Consider the following 24,676-nt stretch of genomic DNA (forward strand, 5'->3'; position numbering starts at 1 on the left):
TGTGGCGAGGGGACTTGTCCCCGTTCGGCTGCGCAGCAGTCGTAAATCCAGCAAGCACGGTGTGTCAGAGGGCAACGGGTTGCAGGGCTTGGGGTCGCTTCGCAACCCAACGGGGCGGTGCGGCGTTCCGACAAGTCCCCTCGCCACAAAAGCGCTCTCAGCATTGGGCTCGGTTCAGGATTTGCGCAGGGTTTTCTGTTTGAGGATGTAGACGGTCACCAGTACGGCGCTGGTCAGCATGAACCCCCGCGCCCACGGCAAGGGCACCAGATAGCAGGAAAGCAGGATGCTCGCCCACATCAGGCCGATGGCGTAGACCTTGCCTTTGAGCGGGATGCCGTTGCCGCTCAGGTAGTCGCGAACCCATGGCCCAAGCCGCGGATGTTCAACCAGCCAATGATAGAAACGCGGCGAACTGCGGGCGAAGCAGGCGGCCGCCAGCAGCAAGAAGGGCGTAGTGGGCAACACGGGCAGGAAAATCCCGATCACCCCCAGCGCTACGCTCAGCCAGCCAATGGCCAGCAGCACGTAACGCAACATCAGGGAGCGGTTGCCTATGGGGTTGTCCATAGGCAAAACCTTAGTGGTGACGAGGCTTGAGGATCGCCGGTTTTTCGTCTGGCGCCTGGCACAGCAGGTACAGCGCGGTCAGGGCTTCCGGGATCTGTACGATCATGTCGTCCATCAGGTTGGCGTCTTTGGCGATGTCTTCGAACTCAGGCTGTTCGTCGAACAGACCCGAACCGACCATGATCGGCAGCAGCATTTCGCTGACTTCGTCTTCGGCGGTTTCGAACCAGGCCGCTTCGCGCAGGAACACGCCTTCCATGAAACCGATGCACCAGCCGCGCAGGTCGGAATCATCCGGCTCTTCGCCCAGGTCCAGGTCGCAAGGCAGCTCGAACTCTTCATCGGATGCCAGTTGGCGTGCGATGTGAGCCTTGAGGGCCAGCAGGGTGGATTCGATCGCTTCACGCTCGGTGTCGTCGGCGTAATGCGGCTCTTCGGCGAAGAGGGCGTCGATCCATTCACGGTCGGGAACGGTTTCGGAACAGATCGACAGCGCAGTGAGGTAGCCGTGGGCGGCCACGTAGTCCAGCGCCTCGTCATGCAGTTCGTCGGCGTCGAGGAAGACTTGCAAACGGGTTAGTTGCTCAGCGAAGGACATTAAAGGGCTACCTTGGGAATTAAACAGATGCGGGAATTCTAGGCCTTCTTGAGCGCTTGGGCCAGCCGCGCGGCATTTTTGCAGCCCTCGCAAGAACAGGAAACACCGCAATCCCTGTAGGAGTGAGCCTGCTCGCGATAGCGGTGGGCCAGTCAGCACTGATTTTGAATGTAACGCCGCCATCGCGAGCAGGCTCACTCCTACAGGGTTCTTTGTTGCATTGGCATTCGTGTGTCTTCTCAGCGGCACCCTTTGCAGGGGAGGGGTCGGGTATACTCGCGCGTTTTGTGATGCCCTGCCGGCGTCGCGGCTGAAATGTGAAGCGTCATGCAATGCGCACTTACGATTTGTCGGTGCAGCCTTCGTGGTTCTGAACCAGCCTTGCAGGGATGTTTTTGTGATTTTTGGAGTTTCTATGCTCGAACAGGCTCAACGCGTCCTCAAGGACATCTTCGGCTACGACAGTTTCCGTGGCCGTCAGGGTGCAATCATTGAGCGCGTGGCCAGTGGCGGCGACGCCCTGGTGCTGATGCCTACCGGTGGCGGCAAGTCCTTGTGCTTCCAGGTGCCGGCGCTGTTGCGCGAAGGCCTGGCGGTGGTGGTGTCGCCGCTGATCGCCCTGATGGACGACCAGGTCGCCACCCTCGAAGAGCTGGGCGTCGCTGCGGCGGCATTGAACTCCACGCTCAGCGCCGAGCAGCAGCGCGATCTGGCGGCACGGATCAAGCGCGGTGAAGTGAAAATGCTTTACCTCGCGCCTGAGCGTCTGGTTCAGCCACGGATGCTGGCGTTCCTGCAAAGTCTTGAAATTTCCCTGTTCGCCATCGACGAAGCCCACTGCGTGTCCCAATGGGGTCACGACTTCCGCCGCGAATACCTGCAACTGGGCCAGTTGGCGGAATTGTTCCCCAACGTCCCGCGTATCGCCCTGACTGCGACCGCCGACAAGCGTACCCGGGAAGAAATCGTCGACCGCCTCCATCTTCAGGATGCCGAGCGCTTCCTGTCGAGTTTCGACCGCCCCAACATCTTCTATCGCATCGTGCCCAAAGAGCAGCCGCGCAAGCAGTTGCTGGCGTTCCTCGCCGAGCGGCGCAGCGATGCCGGCATCGTCTATTGCCTGTCGCGCAAGAAAGTCGACGAAGTGGCGGTGTTCCTCAGCGAACAAGGCTTCCCGGCGCTGCCGTACCACGCCGGTCTGCCCAACGATACCCGGGCTCACCACCAGAAGCGCTTCCTCAACGAGGAAGGCCTGATCATGGTCGCCACCGTGGCGTTCGGCATGGGCATCGACAAGCCCAACGTGCGCTTTGTCGCTCACCTCGATTTGCCAAAATCCCTCGAGGCTTACTACCAGGAAACCGGTCGCGGCGGCCGAGACGGTCTGCCGGCAGACGCCTGGATGGCCTACGGCCTGCAAGACGTGGTGATGCTCAAGCAGATGTTGCAGAACTCCGAGGGCGACGAGCGCCACAAGCGTCTGGAGCAGCACAAGCTCGACGCCATGCTCTCGCTCTGCGAAGAAACCCGCTGCCGTCGCCAGACGCTGTTGGCCTATTTCGACGAAGACATGCCCGAGCCGTGCGGCCATTGCGACAATTGCGTCGATGGCGTGCAGACCTGGGACGCCACCGAGCCGGCCCGTCAGGCGCTTTCGGCGATCTACCGAACCGGCCAGCGCTACGGTGTCGGGCACCTGGTGGACGTCTTGCTGGGCAAGGACAACGAAAAGGTTCGCAGCTTCGGCCATCAGCACCTGTCGGTGTATGGCGTTGGCAAAGCAATGGGCGAGAGCGAATGGCGCTCCTTGTTCCGACAACTGGTGGCCCGCGGTCTGGCGGACATCGACCTCGAAGGCTACGGCGGCCTGCGTCTGAGTGACACCTGTCGACCGCTGCTTAAGGGCGAAGTGACCCTGGAACTGCGTCGCGACCTCAAGCCGCAAACCACGGCCAAAAGCAGCAAGAGCCAGGCGAGCCAACTGGTTCGCGGCGAAGAACGCGAGCAGTGGGAAGCCCTGCGCGCCCTGCGCCGCAAGCTTGCCGAGGAACATGGCGTGCCGCCGTACGTCATCTTCCCCGACTCGACACTGCTGGAAATGCTCCGCAGCCAACCGACCTCGCTGTCGGAAATGGCCACGGTCAGCGGCGTTGGCGCGCGCAAGCTGGAGCGTTACGGCGAGGCCTTCCTCGAAGTCCTCGGCGGGCAAGTCGAGGCGCCGAAAGTGGTGGCCGACCTGCGCCACGAACTGATCACCCTGGCCCGCGCCGGCATGACACCGTTGCAGATTGCCGGTCAGCTGCAATGCTCGGAAAAGAACGTCTACACGCTGCTCGCCGAAGCGATTGGCAAGCAGCAGTTGTCGCTGGAGCAAGCGCTGGATCTGCCCGAAGAATTGATGGGCGAAATCCAGGACGCATTCCTCGACGGCGAGGGCGAATTACCGCCCGTGTCGGAGATTGCCGCACTGTTTACCGGGAAGGTTCCGGAAGGGGTTTTGTACTGTGTTCGGGCAGCGCTGCAATCCGAATTCGAGATTTAGGCGATCTGCCACCTAGATGTAACGATTCAGTACAGAGCAAGCCTTGCCTCTGGCGAAGGGTCATGCTTAGCTGACTAATAATTAGTTTTTCTTTATTTCAGTCTAATCATGAGTGTTTTATGCCGTTAACCGACCAACACCGCTTTGGCATGCAACTGGCCCAGATGTCGCGCGGCTGGCGTGCCGAACTGGACCGCCGTCTGGCTGGCCTGGGGCTGTCCCAGGCGCGCTGGCTGGTGCTGCTGCACCTGGCGCGTTTTGAGGATGCCCCGACCCAACGTGAACTGGCGCAGAGCGTCGGCGTAGAAGGACCGACCCTGGCTCGTCTGCTCGACAGCCTCGAAGGCCAGGGACTGGTGCAACGTCAATCGGTGCTGGAAGACCGCCGGGCGAAGAAAATCGTCCTCTGTGCCCCGGCGCTTCCCTTGATCGAACAAATTGAAACTATTGCCACCCAACTGCGCCACGAATTGTTCGAAGGCGTCGATGAGGCGGATTTGAAGATCTGCATGCGTGTCCACGGGCACATTCTGGCTAACCTCGAAAAGTCTTGAGGCAAAACCGCAGGCTGGATTTTTGAGAGACCCCGTTGGGCAGACTATAAAGAACTACTTGGCAATATCGTGTTCGTACCGGAGGTGCGAACGCGTACAAGATGGTTCTGGTTATCTAAGGGATGCTCATGCTCGAGAGTTGGCACATGGCTTTACGGTGTTGCGCCAGGCTGCTTCTGGTCGGTGGTGCTGTCACTTACTCGGCATTGGCGCCCGCGTTGGGCCTGGGTGATATCACCCTGCATTCGGCGCTGAATCAGCCGTTGCGCGCCGATATCGCACTCGAAGATGCCGCAGGTCTGGAGGAGGGTGAGCTCTCGGTCAGCCTGGCGACAGCGGACGAGTTCAGCCGCGCCGGCGTCGATCGGGTGTTCTTTCTCAATAATCTGAAATTCACGCCGATCCTGCGCGGCAACCGCAGCCTGATCCGGGTTAGCTCCAGCAAACCGGTCAATGAGCCTTTCCTGAATTTCCTGGTGCAGCTCAATCAGCCCAATGGGCGCGTGCTGCGCGAATACACGGTGCTGATCGATCCGCCGGGTTCGCCGGGGATCGTTCCCGTCACTGACGAGCCGTTGACTGACGTTCAGTCCTCTGGATTCCCGACGGTTGAGCCGGCCGTTGCGCAGCCACCTGCGGCGAAGGGCAAAAAGCCCCCTGTACCTCGCGCCGATCAACCTGCCGCCGCGCCTGTGAGTGATCCCGTTGCCGAGCAACTGGCCGCCAGCGTGCTGCAAAACCAGCAGCTGCAAGCAACCATCAATGATTTGACTGCGAAGCTCCAGGCCCAGGAGGAGCAGGTCGCCGGTCAGAAAAAGCAGGTGACTGAACTGCAAACCCAATTGGCGGAAATCAAGACCGCAGCGGTGGAGCCGGTTGCACCCGTCGTTGAGGCTCCCGCGCCGGTTAATGTTGAAGAGCCTGAAGCCACCCACTGGGGGCTGATTTTGGGGTTGCTGGCGGTGGTGGCGCTGGTGTTGCTGGGGTTGTTCGTTCGGCGTCAACGACAACAGGTTCAGGCATTGCCCGACGCTTTACCTGTTTTGCCGTCACGGCATGAACCGGTACTCAATCGCACGGCAGAACCGATTGCCCGATCGTCAGCGTTGCAACCGGCAACTGAATCGGGCGAAGAGTCGCCCGCAGGCGATGTGCTTGAAGGGGTCGATATCTATCTGGCCTATGGCCGTTTTTCCGAAGCGGCCGGTTTGTTGCGAGAAGCGCTGATCAAAGAGCCGCACCGCACGGATCTGGCCGTTCAACTGTTGGAAGTCTTGGGTAAACAGGGTGACGTACCCGCCTATGAAGCACAGGAAAACAACCTGCGTGACGCCGGATACGACCTGCAAGAACTTAAGAATATTCGCGCTCGACACCCGAAATTGAACAGTGCGGCAGCGTTGACCGTCGCAGCGTCAATCACTCCCCCCAAGGCTGCGATACCTGAAGCAGCGCCCAAGGATGAATTCCAGTTGAACCTGGATGACCTGTCGATGGATTCGAGTTGGGATTTGATCAGCCCTTTTGAGGACTCGCCGTCCGCCGCGAAGCCATCGAGCGAATCCGCGCCGGTCGAGCCGCCGTTTGTCTCGAACCTGCACGTCTTGCCCGAGGTGTTTGAAATGCCCGACGATTCGACGCTGGACGAGCCCGAACTTGAATGGGTCGCCGAGCCTGATTCGCAGTCTCTGGATGACACCTTTCTCAACGAGTTCAGCGATCCCGGCCAGTCGCTGGAACTGGAACCACTGGACCTGGAACCGGCCGAGCCGAGCAGCGCCGACAAACTCGAACAAGCCCAGACCTGCATTGATGACGGCGATGTGGACAGCGCCATCGAACTGCTCAACGAGTTGCTCAAAGAAGGTAACGAGCCGCTTAAGCAGACCGCCCGGAACCTGCTCGCCGGGCTATCATAGCGGCGCCCTCTGGCTCAGGAGTTTCGCCGATCATGACTGCACGCAAACCGGAAATCATCATCACATATTGCACGCAATGCCAGTGGCTGTTGCGTGCTGCCTGGCTGGCCCAGGAACTGCTCAGCACCTTCGGTGACGACTTGGGTAAAGTGTCGCTGGTGCCTGGCACCGGTGGGGTGTTTCACATTTTCTGTGACGACGTTCAGATCTGGGAGCGCAAGGCTGATGGCGGTTTCCCGGAGGCCAAAGTGCTGAAGCAGCGGGTCCGCGATCAAATTGATCCGGACCGCGACCTGGGGCACAACGACCGCACTCAGTGAGAGGCGGCTTCTGCCGCAACGGTCTTCTTGCTTGAACCACCCGAGAGTCGGCTGGAGACCACGATCGCCACGATGATCAACGCGCCACCGAGCAGCATGCGCAGCGTCGGGTTTTCATCAAACAGCAGCCAGGCCATGGTGATGCCGTAAACCGGCTCCAAGGCGAACACCACGGCCGCGGTCCGCGCCTTGATCACTGCCAGGCTGGCGACAAACAGACTGTGAGCGACGCCAGTGCAGAACACCCCGAGCAATCCGATCCACAGCCAGTCGATGGCGCGTACTTCGCTCAACTGCGGTGCCGCAATCGGCAGCAGGCACAACGCGACCACCACGTTCTGACACAGCGCAGCCTGCACCGCCGGGATTCGCCCGGAGCTGGCACGGTTGGTCAGCGATAGCAAAGAGAACAGCAAACCTGAGCCCACCGCCCACAGCAGACCCGTGGTGGCACCGCTGGCCAGATCGAAATCAGGGGTGACCAGCACCAGCCCGATACTGACCAGCACCACCAGCAGGATTTCGTTGGCGCGAATTCGCTCGCGGAAGATCAACCCTTCAAGGATCACGGTAAACGCCGGGAAACTGGCGAAACCCAGGGTCGCGATCGCCACGCCTGCGATCTTCACTGCAATGAAAAAACTCACCCAGTGTCCGGCCAGCAACAAGCCGCTGAGCAACAGTCGGCGCCAGTCCACAGCCTCGAGTTTCTGCCAGCGAGTAGTGCTGGCGAACCGCGCAAAAACGGCCAACGCCAGCACGGCGAACACGGCACGCCCGAAGACGATGACGGCGGGGGAGGCGGCAGCCAGTTTGCCGAACACACCGGTCAAGCCGAACATCAGTGCGCCGATATGCAGGGCGCCAAGGGCGGTACGGGGAGTCATTGCAATCCTTGATAAACGATACGTGTAGGAGCTGCCGAAGGCTGCGATCTTTTGATCTTGATCTTTTCGGGGGCGCTAAAAATCGAGATCAAAAGATCTCAGCCTTCGGCAGCTGCTACATTTAATCGTGCAATGCCCAGCTACGTCTGTCGCCAGACTATCGTTCTTTGTCGCCAGCCTCTCGGCGCAACTTGCCAGGCGATGCGCCGAACTCCCGCAACACTGCTGCAGCAAATGCACTCTGCGAACTGTAACCCACTCGACTGGCAACCTCGCCAATGGGCAATGGCGAATCCCGCAGCAGTCCCACAGCAATATGGAGTCGTCGACTGCGGATGTAATCCATCGGCGTCTGCCCGCATTCAGCAACGAATCGTGCATGCAGCCGAGCGCTGGACAGACCGGCGACGCGCGCCAGATCGGCGACTTGAAGTGGATAGGCTGCGTACTGATCGATGTGCGCATTCAGCGCCGCATAAGGCAGGCGCCGACCGCCGACGATCTCGGGTTTGGCGTTGTTGAGGCTGGCCAGCAACAACACCGCGCCTTGTTGCGCGATCAGTGGATCGCTGACCTGACTGCCCGCCAGCCAACTGACCAATTGGCTTTGCCCGGCATCCAGCGGCAGGCGACCGGCGTTGTCGAGCAAACGACGGCTGGCCTCGGCGTGATCACCCAGGGACTGAGCAACCCATTGGTCGCTGGGCACATCCAGCACCAGACAACGGCTGCCATTGGCGCTACCGCAGGCGTGATGGAAACCGGACGGCACCACCACGAAACTCTGCTGGACCACCTGACTGCCATGCCCGTCGACCTCGAAATCCAGCGCACCCGACAGCCCGAACACCAGCTGCGCGTGGTCGTGGCTATGGACGATCAGGTCATGCGTGTATTGGCGTAGCGTGAGGATCGGTCTCATCGCAGGTCTCCAGGGCTTGGCTGCCAGTCTACACCGAGGGCAATCGTGGGGCGCTGTCACAGGACTGACTCGCCACTGTCATGGGCAATTAACCCGACCGGCGCAAGCTTGCAAAAACTTTCCAGAGGGTTGCCCATGACCAGCGCCGAGCTCGCCAAACCCAGTCGTAAGCAACGTGTGCGGACCTTGTGGATTTCTGACGTGCATCTGGGCACCCGGGATTGCCAGGCCGAACACCTGTCGCAGTTTCTCAAGGGCTATCACACGGACAAGATCTACCTGGTCGGCGACATCATTGATGGCTGGAAGCTGCGCGGCGGCATGTACTGGCCTCAGGCGCACACGAATGTGATCCGCCGCTTGCTGACCATGAGCAAGCGCGGCACCGAGGTGATCTACGTCACCGGCAACCACGACGAATTCCTGCGCCGCTACTCGAAGCTGATTCTGGGCAATATCCAATTAGTGGACGAGGCGGTGCACGTGACCGCCGATGGTCGGCATCTGTTGGTGATCCACGGCGATCAGTTTGATGTGATCACCCGGTATCACCGCTGGCTGGCCTTTCTCGGCGACTCGGCCTACGAATTCACCCTGACCCTCAACCGCTGGCTCAACCATTGGCGCGCACGCTATGGCTACGGGTACTGGTCGCTGTCGGCCTACCTCAAGCACAAGGTCAAAACCGCGGTCAGCTTCATCAGCGATTTCGAAGAAGCCATCGCTCACGAATGCGTCAAACGCGAGTTGCACGGCGTGGTGTGCGGGCACATTCACCATGCCGAGATACGCAAGGTCGGCGGGGTGGATTACCTCAATTGCGGGGATTGGGTGGAATCGTGCACTGCGCTGATCGAGCATTGGGATGGCTCGATCGAGTTGTATCGATTGGCGGATGCCCAGGCGCGGGAGGCGGAGTTGAAGGCCGTCAAAGTCGCAGAACCCGCCTAAAAATCAGGGTGTCTGGTCTGGCCCCATCGCGAGCAAGCTCGCTCCCACAGGGGGCTGAGGAGGGTACAAGATTTGTGCCCGCCACAGATCAAATGTGGGAGCGAGCTTGCTCGCGATGGACCGCGCAGCGGTCCTCTCGGATCTTCAGGCCGGCGAATGTTCTTCCATCGCCTCCTTGTAAATCGAATGCTTGGGCTGCGCAAACAACCGCTCCATCATCGGTTCAAAGAAGCTCAGCGGCAGCGTGTCATACGCCGGATCAAACGCCGCGGCATCGTATTTGGCGCAAAATTCAATGGTTGCCTGATACTGCGGATGCCCGCTGAATTGCTCGCGCAAATGCCGGTCCATCCCTAGATGATGGAAGAAGTAGTACCCCTGGAAAATCCCGTGCTTCTCGACCATCCACAGGTTTTCGGCGCTGACGAACGGCTTGAGGATTGCCGCCGCGATGTCTGGGTGGTTGTAGGAACCCAAGGTGTCGCCGATGTCGTGAAGCAGCGCGCAGATCACATATTCTTCATCGCGGCCATCACGCCAGGCACGGCTGGCGGTTTGCAGGGAATGGGTCAGACGATCCACCGGGAAGCCGCCAAAATCACCCTCCAGTAATTTCAGGTGCGCCACAATCCGTGTCGGCAATTGCCTCGCATAGGCACTGAAATCTGCGGCGATGATCGCCCAGTCTTCCTGCGTGCCGTCCTGCATGTGGGTGAAACGGGCGCTGGCATTCATCGGCTATCCTCTTGTTCTTATCGAAAGGGATTTTTTGAGTGTAGAACCTGGATCCAATACCGCACTGGCTGCGCAGGACGCTTTTGTGGCCCATCGGGCCTAGAACGGCACGCGACCCAGAATCATGTCTCGGTACATGACGAAATCGCCGAGCAGGCTGTAAAACGGATGTTGAAAGGTCGCGGGACGGTTCTTCTCGAAAAAGAAATGCCCGGCCCAGGCGAAGCTGTAACCCGCCAGCGGAAGAGCCCACAGCAGCAGCCAGGCGCCTTTGCCGATGGTCAGGGCCAAAATAAAAATAACCAGCGTCGTGCCGATAAAGTGCAATCGTCGGCAGGTGCTGTTGCTGTGTTCGCTGAGGTAATACGGGTAGAACTCAGCGAAGCTGTTGAAACGTCTGATGTTTTCCACGACTGCGATCTCTGTGGTTATTGTTCTGACTGCAAGATGCTCTGCGGGTAGCTTATTTGAGTCTAGAGTGATCATTGGTATCAGCCAGTGACAATAGGCGCCAGTTTAGTATCCTTCGGAAATTGGCCGTAGCATGCGGCTCATCATGTAAGTGGACGACATGAGCGAACGAACAACTTCTGCAAGCTGGGCGATGGGGATTGTCAAAGCACTGGAGATGGACGGCCTGGATTGCCGGGTTCTGTTCAAGCAGCTGGGGCTCGACTACGCGGCACTGGATGATCCGGACGCGCGCTTCCCGCAAGATTCCATGACACGCCTGTGGCAGCGCGCGGTTGAGCTGTCCGGCAACCCGGCGATTGGCCTGAACATGGGCAAGGTGGTGCGACCGGCCTCCTTCCATGTGGCGGGCTACGCGTTGATGTCCAGCCAGACCCTGGCTGAAGGCTTTCAACGGCTGGTGCGCTATCAACGGATCATTGCGGAAAGTGCCGACCTGAGTTTCCGATTGTTGGATGAGGGTTATGCGCTGATTCTGACGGTCCACGGCGACCATCTGCCACCGACCCGACAGAGCGCCGAAGCGTCACTGGCTTGTGCCCTGGCGCTGTGCGGCTGGTTGACCGGACGCACCCTGCAACCGCGCAAGGTGCTGGTGCAGGGTGATCAGCCCGTCGATCTCGAACCCTATAAACAAGCCTTCCATGCGCCTTTGATGTTCAACGCACCTTATGACGCCTTGATCTTCGAGCGCGCTGACATGGAGGCACCGCTGCCTACCGCCAATGAGGCGATGGCGCTGTTGCATGACCGGTTTGCCGGTGAATACCTGGCGCGGTTTTCCGAGAGTCGCGTGACCCACAAGGCGCGGCAGGTGCTGTGCCGTTTGCTGCCCCAGGGCGAACCCAAGCGCGATACCGTGGCGCAGACGTTGCACCTGTCGCAACGCACCTTGCAGCGACGCTTGCAGGAAGAGGGCACGAGTTTTCAGGCGTTGCTGGACGACACGCGACGTGAACTGGCTGAGCAATACCTGGCGCAGCCGACCATGACCCTGCTGGAAATTGCCTACCTGCTGGGGTTCGCCGATCCGAGCAATTTCTTCCGCGCTTTCCGCCGCTGGTTCGACGCCACCCCCGGCGAGTACCGGGCGCGCCTGATGGGCACACCTGTTCCTGTCAGTGACGCCAGAACGCCGGAATACACAGAACAAACACCGTAATGATCTCCAGTCGGCCCAGCAGCATGCCGAACGAGAGAATCCACTTGGCGGCGTCCGGCAGGGTGGCGAAGTTGCCCGCCGGGCCAATGGTCTCGCCCAGTCCCGGACCGACGCCCGACACCGTACTGGCCGCGCCGGTGAGGGCGGTCATCCAGTCCACACCGAGCAGCGACAACAGCAGCGCGATGACGCAGATGGTGATGGCGAAGAAGAACGAAAAGGTCAGAATCGAACGCACGATCTCTTCGTCGAGGCGGTGACCGTTGTACTTCTGCTTGATCACTGCGCGCGGGTGAATCAACTGGTTAAGGTTGGCCTTGAGCAGGATGTACGCGACCTGGAAGCGGAAAATCTTGATCCCGCCAGCGGTTGAGCCTGAGCAGCCGCCGATAAAGCCCAGATAGAAGAACAGCATCAGCGAGAAATTGCCCCAGAGGCTGTAGTCCCCCAGCGCAAAGCCTGTAGTCGTGACCACCGAGGTCACGTTCAGTGCCACATGCCGCAGGGCTTCCAGCCAATGCAACTGGGTGGTCCACCAATACCAGGTGCCAAGCACCAGCCAGGTCACCAGCAACATGCCGAGCAGCCCCTGAACCTGTTCATCCTTGATCAGTGCTTTGCGGTTACCGCGCAAGGTCGCTACATACAGGGTGAACGGCAGGGCACCAAGAATCATGATGACGATCGCGACCCAATGCACTGCAGGCTCCGGCCACTTGGCCAGAGACTGGTCGGACGTTGAAAAACCGCCGGTGGAAATCGCAGACATCGCGTGGTTGATCGCATCGAACAGGCTCATCCCGGCCCACCAGAACGCCAAGCTGCCGAAAATGGTGATGCCGACGTAGGCCGCAACGATCAAACGCGCCACCATGTGTGAACGGGGCATGACTTTTTCGGAACGGTCCGACGACTCGGTCTGAAACAGCCGCATGCCACCGATGCGCAACAAGGGCAGAATTGCTACCGCCATGCCGATAAAGCCGATGCCGCCGATCCAGTGCAGCAATGATCGCCATATCAGGATGCCGGGAGACATGTTGTCCAGGCCCGTGAGCACCGTCGCACCGGTGGCGGTGATGCCGGACATGCTTTCGAAGAACGAGTCCGTGTAGCTGATGTGCTGGGTCAGCAGGAACGGCAGGGCGGCGAAGATGCACACCACCAGCCAGCTGCTGACGGTCAGCAGGTACATGTCTCGTGGACGCAGGTGTACATGTTCCGGGCGACCGGGGATAACCAGCGCGAGGCCGGCGACAAAGGTAATCATGCTCGCCCAGAGGAACGATGGCAGGTCGCTGGTGCGGTCGAAAATCACCAGCGTGGCCATGGGCACGACCATGGAGATGGCCAGTGTGATCAGGAAGATGCCGATGATGAAACCAATAGTCCGTAAGGTCGGCAACGCCATGAAGTCCGCTCGGGCTGAAATAGGGAAGGGCGCCATTCTACCTGTGGGGCCTGCTATGTAAACCGACCCTTCCAGGCAACAACGCGGCGCAGGCAATAATTGATGGCAGGCCCTAGAATAGCCTCACATTTTTTTCAGGAGGTGGCCGATGCAGGCTCTCGACGCTTTGCTCAACCGTGTTTCCGTTCCACGATTGATAGAACCCGCACCGACCGCAGAACAACGCGAAGTGTTGTTTGGCGCTGCGATGCGAGCGCCAGACCATGGTCACTTGCAGCCTTGGCGCTTCCTGACAGTCGAAGGCGCGGCGCGCGAGCAAATGGGCGAGTTGCTGGCCGAAGCGGCGAAGCTGCAGGACAGTGAAGTGTCCGAGGCCGCACTGGACAAGGCGCGTAACGGTCCACTGCGCGCGCCGCTGGTGGTTGTGGTGATCGCGCGATTGCAGGATCACGTTAAATATCCGAAGTCCGAACAACTGCTGGCGGCGGGTTGTGCGGCTCACGGGATTTTGCTGGCGGCGTATGCGCAAGGGATTGGCGCGGTGTGGCGCACGGGTGAACTGGCGTATTCCGCGCATGTGGCCAAGGGGTTGGGCCTGGCTGAAGGGGAAGAGGTGATTGCGTTTCTTTACCTTGGCACACCGCAGAAGGAACCGCGCGTGGCGGAGAAGGTTGACCTGGCTGAATTCGTCAGCGCCTGGCCTCGCGAGGTCTGAAGATCAAGAGATCGCAGCCTCGTTTCACTCGACAGCTCCTACAGGTGTACGCATAACCCTTGTAGGAGCTGACGAGTGAAACGAGGCTGCGATCATTTTTGCATCACCACTGCACTTACGGCTGAACAACTGCCCCCGGCACCAACGGTAATTCGAGGCTGGCAATAAACCCGCCATCGGGATGATTGGCCAGCACCAGACTCCCGCCATGCCGCTCCGCCGCACGGCGCGCAATCGCCAATCCCAAACCATGTCCAGCCGCCGTCTGCCCCGGCGCCCGATAGAACGGCTCGCCCAACTGACTCAAATGCGCAGCCTCTACGCCCGGCCCATGGTCACGCACACTGACCACAATCCGCTCACCTTGACGCACCGCCTGCATTTCAATCGCTTGCCCTACCGGGTTGAACCGCTGAGCATTGCGCAGCAGGTTGTCGACGGCGCGCTCGATCATGGTCGGCCAGCCTTTAAGGTTCAGCTGCGGCTCGGCCTCAAGGTGCACGTTTTGCTCCGGCGAACCCAATTGAGCATCCTTTTGCAGCGTGTTGAGCAGCGTATTGAGATCAACCTCTTCAGCGCTGGCGTTGTCGGCATCGACCCGCGCCAGAACCAGGATTTCACTGATCAACGCTTCCAGCCGGTCGCACTCACGGGTCAAGCGTGGCGCGAGTTTTTCCCGTTCTTCGGGAGTGGCCCGCTCGGCCAGAGCCAGCGCGATACGCAGCCGGGCAAGCGGTGAGCGCAATTCATGGGACACATCCCGCAGCAACTGCCGCTGACTGCCGATCAAACTTTGCAGACGCGCGCCCATGCGGTTGAAGTCGTTGGCCAGCACGCCGAACTCATCGCGCCGGTTGGCCAGTTTTACCAGGCTGTTTTGTTGGTAGGTGGTTTGCCCCAGATCATGCACGGCACCGCGCAAGCGGCTGAGTGGGCGAGTAATGGACATCGTCACGAACAGGCTGAACAAGGTCAGCACCACCAGCGCGATACCCAGCGCACTCAATGGCCAGAGAAGGCTTTCGCGGTGCCATGAGTCCAGTTCCGGGTGCGGAATTCGATAGATCAGCAGGTAGGTGTCGCCGGTTTTTTCGCTGGTGTATTCCGCGGTCAGGCGACGCCACGGCAGGCGTCGATCGTCGTTGTTCTGCCGCGCTTCGAAGGCCGCCGCACGGCGCGGGAAAGTACCGCGGACCACCGGGTCACCGCTCTCGTTGAGCACTTGAACGTCGATGTGATACTGGCGTTTGCGCTGTTCCAGAATGTCCTGGGCCGCGTCTTCACCCTGTGACTCGTAGGTTTGCGTCCACTGTTCGGCCAAGGTATTGAGGCCGGGATGACGACTGAGAATCCACGCGTCCTGGTTGAGCATGTGCCCCAGCAGAATGGAGAGCCCTGCAACCAGAGCGATGGCCAGCCAGAAGCTGGCCAGAATACGCCAGAACAATGAGCGCACAGAAAATCCTCAAACAAAAACACAAACCAGTGTGGGAGCGAGCTTGTGTGGCGAGGGGATTTATCCCCGTTGGGCTGCAACGCGGCCCCGAATCAAACATTGCGGTGTATCAGATGCACCGCAAGCAATGGTTTGCGACTGCTTCGCAGCCGAACGGGGATAAATCCCCTCGCCACACAAGCTCGCTCCCACATTAGACTGAGTGGCAACAGACCCAACGGTGTTAGCCGTCGGGTCCGGGGGTTAACGCATTATTGCGCCTTTTGCGGTTGTTGCGCTTTCCAGGCCTTGAACTCGGCCCATTCGGCGCGACGCTCAGCCTGCTTTTTCTGGATCTCGTCGAATTTCTTCTGTTGATCCGGTTTCAGCAGGGCGCGCACGTCGGCTTCTGCTTTCTTGTGGTTGGCCGCCATTTCATCTTTCATGGCTTTCTGGTCGGCTGGCGAGAGTTTTTCCAGGTACTTGTCGACCACTTGCTTACGCTCATGCATCTGCTCGCCCATGATTTTGCGGATCTGCTCGCGCTGTTCGCGGCTCAGGTCCAGCTGGCTGTACGGGCCTTTGCCGTGCATGCCGTGCATCTGACCGCCATGGCGTGAGCCGTCCATCGGGCCACCCATCGGGCCGGCACCTTCAGGCATGGCCATGGCAACGGTTGGCAGGGCGGCAGCGAACATCAGAGCGATAAGAGTCTTGCGCATGGTGAATCTCCTTGTCTCGTTCCCGGTACGTTCCGGATGAGTACAGATTACGGAGATCAAGGTCAGCGGCGGTCAGCGGAGCGTAAAGCTTGGGTAAAGACGAATCTGGACCTTCCTGACAAATCCGTTATCGCAGATGCCCCCAACCCCTGTAGGAGCTGTCGAGTGAAACGAGGCTGCGATCTTTTGATCTTGATCTTGATCTTAAAAATCAAAGTCAAAAGATCGCAGCCTCGTTTCACTCGACAGCTCCTACAGGAGATCGCGTTGGGGTTCAGAGGCTGTAGTAATAGCCGCGGCTACGCAGGGCCACGATGCGTGGGCGGCCGTCGGGGTGCGGGCCGATCTTTTTGCGCAGATTGCTGACGTGCATGTCCAGGCTGCGGTCGTACAGCGTCAGCTTGCGGCCGAGGGCGATTTGCGCCAGTTCCTGTTTGTCCAGCGGCTCGCCGGGGTGCTTGAGCAGGGCTTCGAGCAAACGGCTTTCGGAGACGGTGAGGGTGAATTCCTGTTCATCGATGCTGACCACGCCACGTACCGGACTGAAACACAGGTCGCCCAGTTCCAGCTGACTGGAGACTGCGGCCGGATGACTGCGGCGCAACACGGCGCGCAGGCGAGCTGTCAGTTCCCGTGGGTCGCACGGTTTGGCCAGGTAATCGTCGGCGCCGAGTTCCAGGCCGAGGATGCGGTCCAGCGGCTCGCCGCGGGCCGAGAGCATCAGCACCGGCAAGTCCGGATGATCGCTGCGCAATTGCTTGAGCAGCTCCAGGCCGCTGCCGTCCGGCAGCATCACGTCCAGTACCACGGCTGCCGGCGACGTTTCGGCCAGTGCGCGACGGGCGCTCTGACCATCGTGGCAGGCGCGGACCTGGAAGCCTTCCTGGCTCAACCAACTGCTCAGGAGCTCACATAGCTCCTGGTCATCATCAATTAATAACAGCTCGCTCATGACTCACTCAATTTAGCCATTGCCTACGTTTTCTGGTGGCACCACTGGCGAAGATACCGCAGAGCAGCGCCAATAGCGCTACTGCGGCGCCGATGACGAACCACTGTTGCTGATCGGTCAACAGACGCGGCAGCGGGCTGCTGGCCTGGGTTTCCTTGAGTTGCAGCTTGAGGCGCTGATTCTCTTGGCGCAACCGGCTCAGCTGAGCGCTTTCGCGTTCGGCATCGGTATTTTGCAGTTGTTTGCTCAGTATTTCTCGTTGCTGTTCGCTTGCCTTCAAGCGCTGTTGCAACTCGGTGATCTGGCTGCCGGCGCTCAGGGACAGCGGTGTGGAATTACCGCCCTCGGCGCTTTCTTCACCGTGAACAGGGGCCACAATCGACAACGTCACCAACATCAGACACAACGGACCTTTGCGCATCGCCACTCCTGATTCCAATACGAGTATTGGGCAGGTTGTCGGCCGGTAAACGAGAATAATGAGCGTTGAGAGCGCGATGAACCGATAAGGTTCATCGCGCTGGAGGGATATTACGGCAGGACTTGCTTGAACGGCTTGACCGAAACGTTGGCGTAGACGCCTGCGGCGATATACGGGTCGGCGTCGGCCCAGGCCTGGGCGGCGCTCAGGGAATCGAATTCGGCGACGATCAGGCTGCCGGTGAAACCCGCAGCGCCCGGATCATTGCTGTCGACCGCCGGGTGTGGGCCGGCCAAAACGATGCGACCTTCACCTTTGAGCACTTGCAGGCGCTCAAGGTGTGCAGGCCGTGCGGCCAAGCGGGCTTCCAGGGAGTTGGCGACGTCTGTGGCAATGATTGCGTAAAGCATGTCAGTCCTCGGTTTTTGGCGTTGTGGTATCGGTGTCGTGCAGGTGGCGGGACAAGTAAATGCCCTGGCCGACCAGGAACAGCAACGTCATGCCCAGGCTGCCGAAGACTTTGAAGTCGACCCAGTAGCTCTGGAACGTGAACGCGACGAACAGGTTGGCGGCACCGCAAAACAGGAAAAAACCGATCCAGGCGATGTTCAGACGGGTCCAGACCGGCTCCGGCAGGGTCAGCGCGTGGCCCATGATGCGTTTGATCAGCAGTTGTTCACCGACGAAGTGGCTGCCAATGAACGCCAGGGCGAACAGCCAGTTCACCACCGGGGCTTTCCATTTCAGGAAGGTTTCGCTGTGGAACGCCAGGGTCAGGCTGCCGAAGACCAGGCAGGCGATGAGGGTCAGCCACTGGCTCTTCTCGAGCTTGCGCTGCTTGATGAACAGCGTGCCGTAAACCACCAGGGAGCTGATGATCAGCATGGCGGTGGCGCTGTAAATACCGCCTACAGTTACCTCGTGGCCGGCAATGTCGACGACCCGGGGATCGAGTTTGAAGACGATGAAGAACAGCAGAAGCGGGATGAAATCGATGAATTGTTTCACAGTGGCAGCCAGAAGCAGGATGTGGCGGCATAATAACAAACATATGGGCGCGCGATAGCGCCAGCTGATTTGAGGTAAAAAAGTCCTGTGAATGTTGATTTGCACTGCCATAGCACGGCCTCCGATGGCGCTCTCGCGCCTGCAGTACTGGTTGCGCGTGCGTTCGAGAAAGGCGTGCGAGTCCTGGCCTTGACCGATCATGACACCCTCGAGGGCCTTGATGAGGCTCGCAGTGCGGCGACCGCGCTGGGGATGCAACTGGTCAATGGCGTCGAATTGTCCTGCACCTGGGGCGGCGCGACCATTCACGTGCTGGGCTATGGTTTCGACGTCAACGCCGCACCGTTGGTCGATGCCATCGCAAAATTGCACGATGGCCGCTGGTTACGGTCCGAAGAAATTAGCCGCAAGTTGGCCCTTAAAGGCATGCCGGGCGCGCTCGAAGGAGCCCGGGCCATCCAGCAGGAACTGGGCGACAGCGGCAATGCGCCGGCCCGCCCGCATTTCGCCGACTGGATGGTGCGTGAAGGTTACGTCAAGGACCGCGCTGAAGCGTTCCGCAAATGGCTGGGCGCCGGCAAGTTGGGGGACGTCAAGCAACATTGGCCGACCCTGGAAGACACGGTCGAAACCCTGCGCGCCGCCAAGGCCTGGGTCAGCCTGGCGCATCCGTGGCACTACGATTTCACTCGCAGCAAACGCCGCCGGCTGATTGCCGACTATATTCAAGCTGGGGGCCACGCTATCGAAGTGGTCAATGGCCATCAGCCCGCCGAGCAAGTGGGCAGCCTGGCGATTCTCGCCCGTGAGTTCGGTCTGCTGGTCAGCGCCGGCAGTGATTTTCATGGCCCTGGAGGCTGGTCCGAGATCGGTGAGTACCGCCCGCTCCCGGAGGATCTGCCACCACTGTGGTGTCGATTCAAACATGACCCAAATATTGCCGCCGTCTGAACAGGTAGAGAATGTGAGTCAATTTTTCCAGATTCATCCGGAAAACCCGCAAGCGCGCCTGATCAAACAGGCTGTCGAGATCATCCGCAGCGGCGGGGTGGTGATTTATCCCACAGACTCGTCCTATGCCATTGGTTGCCAGATCGGCGACAAGAATGCCGTGGAACGCGTGCGCCGGTTGAGACAGCTGGACGAAAAACACAACTTCGCGCTGATTTGCAGCGACCTGTCGCAACTGGGGCTGTTCGCCAAGATCGATACCGGTACCTTCCGCCTGCTTAAAGCTCACCTGCCGGGGCCTTACACCTTCATTCTCAACGCCACCCGCGAAGTCCCGCGGCTGTTGTTGCACCCGAAAAAACGCACCATCGGCCTGCGCGTGCCAAGCCATCCGATTGCCCTGGCGCTGCTGGAAGAACTCGGCGAACCGCTGATGAGCGTGACCCTGATCATGCCCGGTGACACCGATCCGATGACCGATCCTTACGAAATGCGTCAGTTGCTCGAGCATCAGGTCGACCTGATCATCGATGGCGGTTTTGGCGGGATCAAGGCGTCCACCGTGATCAACCTCGCCGATGGCGAGCCGGAAGTGATCCGCGTGGGTTGCGGCGACCCGACGCCGTTCATGGCCGAGGCGTAGATGTCTGCAGTAGAACCCGTTGTCGACAGTCAGGCCGGAGCCCAGCAGGAGCTGCCCTTCGCGATGGTCTATGGCCAGGCGGTCATGGAAATGCCGCTGGACCTGTACATCCCGCCGGATGCGCTTGAGGTCTTTCTCGAAGCCTTCGAAGGCCCCCTCGACCTGCTGCTGTACCTGATCCGCAAACAGAACATCAACATTCTCGACATCCCGGTGGCGGAAATCACCCGTCAGTACATGGGCTATGTCGAGTTGATGCAGTCAGTGCGCCTGGAGTTGGCCGCCGAGTACCTGGTCATGGCCGCGATGCTGGCCGAGATCAAATCGCGGATGTTGCTGCCGCGTGCCGAAACGATCGAGGCCGAAGAAGACGATCCTCGCGCCGAACTGATCCGCCGCTTGCAAGAGTACGAACGCTTCAAGGCCGCGGCCGAAGGCATCGATGGTCTGAGCCGTGTGGGTCGTGACGTGGTAGTCCCCAGGCTCGACGCCCCGGAAGCCCGGGCGCGCAAGCTGTTGCCAGACGTGCGTCTTTCAGAGCTGTTGTTGTCCATGGCAGAAGTGTTGCGCCGTGGCGACATGTTCGAAAGTCACCAGGTCAGCCGCGAGGCACTGTCCACGCGCGAGCGCATGAGCGATGTGCTGGAGCGCCTCAAGGGCGGCGGTTTCGTGCCCTTTGCCGAGCTGTTCACCGCTGAAGAAGGACGTCTGGGGGTGGTGGTAACCTTTATGGCGATTCTCGAACTGGTCAAGGAATCCTTGGTCGAGCTGGTGCAGAATGAGCCGTTCGCAGCGATCCACGTGCGGGCCCGAGCCGAATAACGAGTTGAATCATGAACCTGACTGAACCCCGCGAGCTGGCGCCACTGCTTGAAGCCTTTCTGTTGGCCTCGGGAAAACCGCAATCGCTTGAACGCCTGTTCGAACTCTTCGAAGAGGGCGAGCGACCGGAGCCGCCAGTCTTCAAGAAAGCCCTGACGATTCTCGCCAAATCCTGCGACGGCCGGGCCTTCGAGCTGAAGGAAGTGGCCTCCGGGTATCGTCTGCAGATCCGCGAAAAGTTCTCGCCGTGGGTAGGACGTTTGTGGGAAGAGCGGCCGCAGCGCTATTCCCGCGCCATGCTCGAAACCATTGCGCTGATCGCCTATCGCCAGCCGATCACCCGGGGCGAGATCGAAGACGTGCGGGGCGTGGCGGTCAACAGTCACATCGTCAAAACCTTGCTGGAGCGCGAGTGGATCCGCATCGTCGGCTACCGCGACGTGCCGGGTAAACCGGCGATGTTTGCGACCACCAAGGCCTTTCTCGATCACTTCAACCTGAAAAACCTCGACGATTTGCCACCGCTGGCCGAATTGCGCGAACTGGAGCCTGATCCGGTGCTCGATTTCGACGACGCGCCGGTGCCTGCCGGACTGCAGGAGTTGGCCGACGCCAGCGCCGAGCCGGAAGAGCCGAAGGAGGAAACCAGTTTCCACACGTTGTTGCTGGAGCTGGATACCATGGAGGAAGGGCTCAAGACCGATTTCGACGACATTCTGCGCGATAGTGCGGTGACGGATTCCGAAGAGGTGCTGGATCAGCCTGAGCGAGAGATCGAAGTTGAACTTCAGGTCGAGCCAGAAGCCGCAGTCGAAGAAGAGCAGGAAGAAGAGCAGGAAGAAGAGCTTGAAGACGACGTGCTTGGCGTCGCCGAAGCTCGCGAAAAACTCCTCGCTGCCGTCGCCGCTCTGGAAAAACCGAAACCCGAGCCCGAGTTGTCCGACGAAGAAGCCGAAGCCCGGGCTCTGGCCGAAGCGATCGAGGCCGAACGCCGCGAGTTCGACGATTGACCCCGGCCCCCTGTGGGAGCGAGCCTGCTCGCGATAGCGATCTGTCAGTCACTTAGATGTTGAATGTGCCGCCCTCATCGCGAGCAGGCTCGCTCCCACAGTGGATTAGTGTTGTTTCCTGGAGATGGTGATGAGTTCTACAAAAGACCCCTGCATCAGTGTCTGCAAATTCACCGACGACATCTGCCTCGGCTGCGGCCGCAGCAAGCGCGAGATCAAGGCGTGGAAGAAATTCGACAAGGTCGACAAGCTCACGGTTCTTGCCGAAGCCTCGCTTCGGCTGATCAAACTCGGCGCCACCGGTCGGCGGAAATCCAGGTAACGACCCATTAATCAACTAGTCTCTGATGCGCGAACGCTCCCATGAGCGTATGATTCGCGACCCTTCGGCAATCCCTTTGCCCAAGCTCTTCAAAAAAGTACCCAGATTTACATCGCTCAGGCAAAAGCCTGAACAGACCACACCGGGAGGTGCCCAGATGAGTATCAAAGACCAGAAAGACGACCAGGAAATCGGCCCAGCAGGCGAGAAGCTGCAGAAAGTCCTCGCCCGTATCGGCGTCGGCTCGCGCCGTGACGTAGAAGCCTGGATCAGTCACGGCCGCATCAAGGTCAATGGCAAAGACGCCACCCTCGGGCAGCGCGTCGACATGCACGACGCCATCACCATTGATGGCAAGGTGATCAAGCGCGAAGAAGCCGCCGAGTCGGTACGCCGCGTGATCATGTACAACAAACCCGACGGTGAAATCTGCACCCGCCTTGATCCGGAAGGTCGTCCGACCGTTTTCGACAAGATGCCGAAACCAAAAGAAGGTCGCTGGATCAACATCGGTCGCCTGGACATCAACACCACCGGCCTGCTGATGTTCACCACCGACGGTGAGCTGGCCAACCGCCTGATGCACCCTTCCTACGAAATGGACCGTGAATACGCGGTACGTGTGCGTGGTGAAGTCGATGACGAGATGATCGAGCGCCTGAAAGCAGGCGTCGTTCTCGAAGACGGCCCGGCCAAGTTCACCGACATCAAGCAGGCGCCAGGCGGCGAAGGTTTCAACCACTGGTACCACTGCGTGGTGATGGAAGGTCGCAACCGCGAAGTCCGTCGTCTGTGGGAATCCCAGGGCTTGGTGGTCAGCCGTCTGAAGCGCGTGCGTTTCGGCCCGGTGTTCCTCAACTCCGATCTGCCGATGGGTCGCTGGCGCGAAATGAGCCAGTACGAAGTCGACATTCTGAGTGCTGAAGTTGGCCTGACGCCTGTGGCCATGCCGCAGATGAACGCCAAGAGCAAGGACAAGCTCGACCGCATGCAGCGTAAATCGTCGCGTCCGATGGGCAAGACCGAGCGCGTGCGTTCGTTGCGTCCAGCCATCGGTAACCAGACCGCTGCTACGCCGCGTGACTCCCGTGAACCGCAAATCGAAGGCGAGCGTCCAGCCCGCAAACCAGCAGCGCCACGCGCTGATGGCGAGCGCGGTCCACGCACGCCACGTCCGGCCAATGGTCGCACCGAGCGCGGCGAAGGCCGTGGTGCGCCAAGCGGTGGTCGTAGCGATCGCGGTGCTCCTCGTGGTGAGGCTCGTGGTGATTCGAGTCGCGGTACGCCAGTGGCAGACCGTCCTTCCGACACCAAGCGCCCGGCCAAGGCACCGGCGAAGAAGCGTCCAGGCATCGTCCTGGTCGACAAGGACGCGCCATCGGGCAAACGCCGTGGTGCGCCAGCCGGTTCGGGCCAGCGTCCAGGCTTCGGTCGTCGCAAGCCTGAGTAATCGGTAAGCGCCCCATGAAAAACGCCAACCCTCGGGTTGGCGTTTTTTTTGGTCTTGCTTTAAGTAAGGTGGTGACCGTTCGGGCCTCATCGCGAGCAAGCTCGCTCCCACAGTGGATCGCATTTCCATGAGACAACGCGGTCACCTGTGGGAGCGAGCTTGCTCGCGATGAGGCCTGTAGCGGCACCGCCTGCTTTGTGGCTAGAACACAAACCGCCCATCAAACACCGGCTCATCATCCAGCGCCAACACCCCGCTGGAGAAGATCAGGTCCAGATGATGGCTACCCTTCGCGCCACCCCCCAATCCCAAATGCAGCCCGCAATGGCGCTCCTCAAACCCTGCATTGCGCGCATACAACGCTTTAACGCCTTCATTGGTGCCGATCCCCAATTCCTCAATGCGCCGATTGGATGGATTGGCCTCCAGGTACTTGTTGAAGTCATGTTCCAGCCCCGGCACCTCGGTGGCGATTTTGCTGATGGTCGAGTTTTCGATCCACAACTCCAGCGGCGACTCCAGCACCCCGTATTTGCGGGCAAATGGAATGGTGCCGAGAAAAGTCCCCATGAACTTGACCCGACCGTTAATGGCCTCGCTGTGCGTGGCAATTTCACCGGGCGCCAGATCGAAGTTGCCGACACCGTTGATGTCGGTCCACTTCTTGATACTGCTCAACGGTGTTTCGAACCACGAGCCGTGATCATCTTTGAAACTTAACGTGGTGGCATGGGACATGCGCTGGATCAAGTGGCTGTTCAACCCGGCAATGCGTTGCGGGGTGACACTGAACGTGTCGTAGAAGTAATCGCCGTAATCTTTGAACAGTAACGACTTCTTCCAGTTCTCGGCCATGACGCCTTGCAGCGCGCGGACAAATTCCGGGCCGTCGGGGCGTGGGTTGGGCAGGGTGGAAGAGTCGTAGAAGAAAATGTACAGATCGCTGTCGGCAATCGCCTGGGCCAGCAATTCCTTGGGTTCCAGGTCCAGTCGCCTCACGCTGAAACTGAACCGTGGGCTGTCACCGACCTGTTCGACGATGGCGCTCGTCAGTGCCTGGTAATCAGCCGTGTGGCCGAGCAAGACCTTCGCCGGGTTTATGCCGGCAAGGGCAGGGTGATGTTCGAGGTAGTAAAGGAAATGCGAAATGGCGCGTTGCTTATCCATGTAGTCCTCCCTGACA

The 24,676-nt window shown here is 59.8% G+C and carries 27 protein-coding genes; 13 read left to right on the plus strand and 14 right to left on the minus strand.

Annotated features, from left to right (window positions below):
- Nucleotides 1-174: 174 nt before the first annotated feature.
- Nucleotides 175-570: a YbaN family protein gene (locus VD17_RS23915; RefSeq protein ID WP_046055970.1), complete on the minus strand. Its 396-nt coding sequence runs from the start codon at nt 568-570 to the stop codon at nt 175-177.
- Between the two features lie 10 nt (nt 571-580).
- The gene (locus tag VD17_RS23920; RefSeq protein WP_008156162.1) at nt 581-1,168 is read right to left on the minus strand and encodes a UPF0149 family protein; all 588 of its coding nucleotides are present in this window, start codon (nt 1,166-1,168) and stop codon (nt 581-583) included.
- A 415-nt stretch (nt 1,169-1,583) separates the two neighbouring features.
- Here VD17_RS23920 and recQ point away from each other — a divergent pair, with 415 nt between their 5' ends.
- The 4 genes from recQ (at nt 1,584) to VD17_RS23940 (ending at nt 6,503) form a co-directional block, all read left to right on the plus strand.
- Entirely contained in the window at nt 1,584-3,710 is a 2,127-nt protein-coding gene (recQ, locus tag VD17_RS23925) for a DNA helicase RecQ (RefSeq protein WP_046055971.1), read from the plus strand.
- Nucleotides 3,711-3,829: 119 nt separating this feature from the next.
- Nucleotides 3,830-4,264: a MarR family transcriptional regulator gene (locus tag VD17_RS23930; RefSeq protein WP_046055972.1), complete on the plus strand. Its 435-nt coding sequence runs from the start codon at nt 3,830-3,832 to the stop codon at nt 4,262-4,264.
- A gap of 128 nt (nt 4,265-4,392) precedes the next feature.
- Nucleotides 4,393-6,183, plus strand: coding sequence for a FimV/HubP family polar landmark protein (locus VD17_RS23935; RefSeq protein WP_046056002.1), 1,791 nt, complete (start codon nt 4,393-4,395; stop codon nt 6,181-6,183).
- A 32-nt stretch (nt 6,184-6,215) separates the two neighbouring features.
- On the plus strand, nt 6,216-6,503 hold the full coding sequence (locus VD17_RS23940) for a SelT/SelW/SelH family protein (protein WP_033055915.1): 288 nt from the start codon (nt 6,216-6,218) through the stop codon (nt 6,501-6,503).
- Here the strand turns inward: VD17_RS23940 and VD17_RS23945 are convergent.
- The gene (locus tag VD17_RS23945) at nt 6,497-7,390 is read right to left on the minus strand and encodes a DMT family transporter (protein ID WP_046055973.1); all 894 of its coding nucleotides are present in this window, start codon (nt 7,388-7,390) and stop codon (nt 6,497-6,499) included. The genes VD17_RS23940 and VD17_RS23945 overlap by 7 nt on opposite strands.
- 157 nt (nt 7,391-7,547) lie before the next feature.
- Nucleotides 7,548-8,312 carry a helix-turn-helix transcriptional regulator gene (locus VD17_RS23950; protein ID WP_033055917.1) on the minus strand — a complete coding sequence of 255 codons (765 nt, stop codon included), beginning with the start codon at nt 8,310-8,312 and terminating at the stop codon, nt 7,548-7,550.
- Nucleotides 8,313-8,447: 135 nt separating this feature from the next.
- On the opposite strand from VD17_RS23950, the gene VD17_RS23955 reads away from it, so the two are divergent.
- Nucleotides 8,448-9,263 carry a UDP-2,3-diacylglucosamine diphosphatase gene (locus VD17_RS23955; protein ID WP_046055974.1) on the plus strand — a complete coding sequence of 272 codons (816 nt, stop codon included), beginning with the start codon at nt 8,448-8,450 and terminating at the stop codon, nt 9,261-9,263.
- A 144-nt stretch (nt 9,264-9,407) separates the two neighbouring features.
- Here the strand turns inward: VD17_RS23955 and VD17_RS23960 are convergent, their stop codons facing one another.
- Nucleotides 9,408-9,998, minus strand: coding sequence for an HD domain-containing protein (locus VD17_RS23960; protein ID WP_046055975.1), 591 nt, complete (start codon nt 9,996-9,998; stop codon nt 9,408-9,410).
- A 99-nt stretch (nt 9,999-10,097) separates the two neighbouring features.
- Nucleotides 10,098-10,409, minus strand: coding sequence for a DUF962 domain-containing protein (locus tag VD17_RS23965; RefSeq protein ID WP_046055976.1), 312 nt, complete (start codon nt 10,407-10,409; stop codon nt 10,098-10,100).
- 160 nt (nt 10,410-10,569) lie between these two features.
- On the opposite strand from VD17_RS23965, the gene VD17_RS23970 reads away from it, so the two are divergent.
- A complete protein-coding gene (locus VD17_RS23970; protein WP_221174448.1) occupies nt 10,570-11,631 on the plus strand; it encodes an AraC family transcriptional regulator in 1,062 nt (353 codons plus the stop codon).
- Here the strand turns inward: VD17_RS23970 and VD17_RS23975 are convergent.
- Entirely contained in the window at nt 11,588-13,042 is a 1,455-nt protein-coding gene (locus tag VD17_RS23975) for a TrkH family potassium uptake protein (protein WP_046055978.1), read from the minus strand. The genes VD17_RS23970 and VD17_RS23975 overlap by 44 nt on opposite strands.
- A gap of 148 nt (nt 13,043-13,190) precedes the next feature.
- Here VD17_RS23975 and VD17_RS23980 point away from each other — a divergent pair, with 148 nt between their 5' ends.
- Entirely contained in the window at nt 13,191-13,757 is a 567-nt protein-coding gene (locus tag VD17_RS23980) for an NAD(P)H nitroreductase (RefSeq protein ID WP_046055979.1), read from the plus strand.
- Nucleotides 13,758-13,872: 115 nt separating this feature from the next.
- Here VD17_RS23980 and VD17_RS23985 read toward each other — a convergent pair whose 3' ends face one another.
- The 6 genes from VD17_RS23985 to VD17_RS24010 all read right to left on the minus strand — a co-directional run bounded on the left by VD17_RS23985 (nt 13,873) and on the right by VD17_RS24010 (nt 18,295).
- Complete coding sequence (locus tag VD17_RS23985; protein WP_046055980.1) at nt 13,873-15,213, minus strand: sensor histidine kinase; 1,341 nt, start codon at nt 15,211-15,213, stop codon at nt 13,873-13,875.
- Nucleotides 15,214-15,464: 251 nt separating this feature from the next.
- Nucleotides 15,465-15,914, minus strand: a complete 450-nt coding sequence (locus tag VD17_RS23990) for a Spy/CpxP family protein refolding chaperone (RefSeq protein ID WP_046055981.1) — start codon at nt 15,912-15,914, stop codon at nt 15,465-15,467.
- A gap of 274 nt (nt 15,915-16,188) precedes the next feature.
- Nucleotides 16,189-16,866, minus strand: a complete 678-nt coding sequence (locus VD17_RS23995; protein WP_046055982.1) for a response regulator transcription factor — start codon at nt 16,864-16,866, stop codon at nt 16,189-16,191.
- Between the two features lie 7 nt (nt 16,867-16,873).
- Entirely contained in the window at nt 16,874-17,287 is a 414-nt protein-coding gene (locus VD17_RS24000) for a translation initiation factor 2 (RefSeq protein WP_046055983.1), read from the minus strand.
- Nucleotides 17,288-17,397: 110 nt separating this feature from the next.
- On the minus strand, nt 17,398-17,697 hold the full coding sequence (locus VD17_RS24005) for a YciI family protein (protein ID WP_008156126.1): 300 nt from the start codon (nt 17,695-17,697) through the stop codon (nt 17,398-17,400).
- A gap of 1 nt (nt 17,698) precedes the next feature.
- Entirely contained in the window at nt 17,699-18,295 is a 597-nt protein-coding gene (locus VD17_RS24010) for a septation protein A (RefSeq protein WP_046055984.1), read from the minus strand.
- 87 nt (nt 18,296-18,382) lie between these two features.
- Here VD17_RS24010 and VD17_RS24015 point away from each other — a divergent pair, with 87 nt between their 5' ends.
- From VD17_RS24015 to rluB, 6 genes are all read left to right on the plus strand, one after another.
- Nucleotides 18,383-19,246 carry a PHP domain-containing protein gene (locus VD17_RS24015; protein ID WP_046055985.1) on the plus strand — a complete coding sequence of 288 codons (864 nt, stop codon included), beginning with the start codon at nt 18,383-18,385 and terminating at the stop codon, nt 19,244-19,246.
- A gap of 13 nt (nt 19,247-19,259) precedes the next feature.
- Entirely contained in the window at nt 19,260-19,889 is a 630-nt protein-coding gene (locus VD17_RS24020; protein ID WP_033056081.1) for an L-threonylcarbamoyladenylate synthase, read from the plus strand.
- A complete protein-coding gene (locus tag VD17_RS24025; RefSeq protein ID WP_046055986.1) occupies nt 19,890-20,711 on the plus strand; it encodes a segregation and condensation protein A in 822 nt (273 codons plus the stop codon).
- An 11-nt stretch (nt 20,712-20,722) separates the two neighbouring features.
- Nucleotides 20,723-21,721, plus strand: coding sequence for an SMC-Scp complex subunit ScpB (gene scpB, locus VD17_RS24030; RefSeq protein ID WP_046055987.1), 999 nt, complete (start codon nt 20,723-20,725; stop codon nt 21,719-21,721).
- A 130-nt stretch (nt 21,722-21,851) separates the two neighbouring features.
- Entirely contained in the window at nt 21,852-22,043 is a 192-nt protein-coding gene (locus VD17_RS24035) for a DUF1289 domain-containing protein (RefSeq protein ID WP_046055988.1), read from the plus strand.
- A gap of 157 nt (nt 22,044-22,200) precedes the next feature.
- Nucleotides 22,201-23,493, plus strand: coding sequence for a 23S rRNA pseudouridine(2605) synthase RluB (rluB, locus tag VD17_RS24040; RefSeq protein WP_033055938.1), 1,293 nt, complete (start codon nt 22,201-22,203; stop codon nt 23,491-23,493).
- 201 nt (nt 23,494-23,694) lie between these two features.
- Here the strand turns inward: rluB and VD17_RS24045 are convergent, their stop codons facing one another.
- A complete protein-coding gene (locus tag VD17_RS24045; protein WP_046055989.1) occupies nt 23,695-24,660 on the minus strand; it encodes a hypothetical protein in 966 nt (321 codons plus the stop codon).
- Nucleotides 24,661-24,676 lie beyond the last annotated feature (16 nt).

Source organism: Pseudomonas fluorescens (genome assembly GCF_000968015.1).
Classification (GTDB): domain Bacteria; phylum Pseudomonadota; class Gammaproteobacteria; order Pseudomonadales; family Pseudomonadaceae; genus Aquipseudomonas; species Aquipseudomonas fluorescens_W.